Below are 1,427 nucleotides of genomic sequence, written 5' to 3' on the forward strand. Positions count from 1 at the left end.
TGAGACGTGATGCCGAGCCGTTTTTGGTGAAGTGAGTGATCCCATGCTGTCGAGAAAAGCCTCTAGCGAGTTCGTGTGTGGCCAGTACCCTAAACCGACGCAGGTGGTCAGGTAGAGAATACCGAGGCGTTCGGGTGAACCATGGTTAAGGAACTCGGCAAATTGTCCCCGTAACTTTGGGAGAAGGGGAGCCCTGTCTGGTGACGGATCTTGCATCCTGAGCTGGGTGGGGTCGCAGATAGCGGGGGGAAGCGACTGTTTATTAAAAACACAGGTCCGTGCGAAGTCGTAAGACGCTGTATACGGACTGACGCCTGCCCGGTGCTGGAACGTTAAGAGGACTGGTTAGTGGGGGTTCGCCCCTGCGAAGCTGGGAATCTAAGCGCCAGTAAACGGCGGTGGTAACTATAACCATCCTAAGGTAGCGAAATTCCTTGTCGGGTAAGTTCCGACCTGCACGAATGGCGTAACGACTTCCCCACTGTCTCAACCATGGGCCCGGTGAAATTGCACTACGAGTAAAGATGCTCGTTTCGCGCAGCAGGACGGAAAGACCCCGGGACCTTCACTATAGCTTGACATTGGTGTTTGGGATGGTTTGTGTAGGATAGGTGGGAGCCGGTGAAGCTGTCACGCTAGTGGCGGTGGAGGCGTTGGTGAAATACCACTCTGACTGTTTCGGGCATCTAACTTTGGACCGTGATCCGGTTCGGGGACAGTGTCTGGTGGGTAGTTTAACTGGGGCGGTTGCCTCCCAAAGAGTAACGGAGGCGCCCAAAGGTTCCCTCAGCCTGGTTGGTAATCAGGTGTTGAGTGTAAGTGCACAAGGGAGCTTGACTGTGAGACGGACGTGTCGAGCAGGAGCGAAAGCTGGGACTAGTGATCCGGCACCGGCGTGTGGAAGCGGTGTCGCTCAACGGCTAAAAGGTACCCCGGGGATAACAGGCTGATCTTCCCCAAGAGTCCATATCGACGGGATGGTTTGGCACCTCGATGTCGGCTCGTCGCATCCTGGGGCTGGAGTTGGTCCCAAGGGTTGGGCTGTTCGCCCATTAAAGCGGCACGCGAGCTGGGTTTAGAACGTCGTGAGACAGTTCGGTCCCTATCCGCTGTGCGCGTTGGAGACTTGAGAAGGGCTGTCCCTAGTACGAGAGGACCGGGACGGACGAACCTCTGGTGTGCCAGTTGTCCTGCCAAGGGCATGGCTGGTTGGCTACGTTCGGGAGGGATAACCGCTGAAAGCATCTAAGCGGGAAGCTTGCTTCGAGATGAGGTCTCCTGCCTCCTTGAGGGGGTAAGGCTCCCTATAGACGATGGGGTTGATAGGCCGGGTGTGGAAGCCTTGTGAGGGGTGGAGCTGACCGGTACTAATAGGCCGAGGGCTTGTCCGCTGCAGATAATTGGATGTTCGCGCACACTTTTCACGG

At 56.5% G+C, this 1,427-nt stretch carries 1 rRNA gene; it reads left to right on the forward strand.

The window, feature by feature from the left end:
* A 23S ribosomal RNA gene (locus DQW06_RS22935) occupies window positions 1–1,391 on the forward strand; the annotation flags it as partial.
* Window positions 1,392–1,427: the final 36 nt, after the last annotated feature.

Source organism: Nocardiopsis sp. TNDT3 (assembly GCF_003427465.1).
Lineage (GTDB): Bacteria > Actinomycetota > Actinomycetes > Streptosporangiales > Streptosporangiaceae > Nocardiopsis > Nocardiopsis dassonvillei.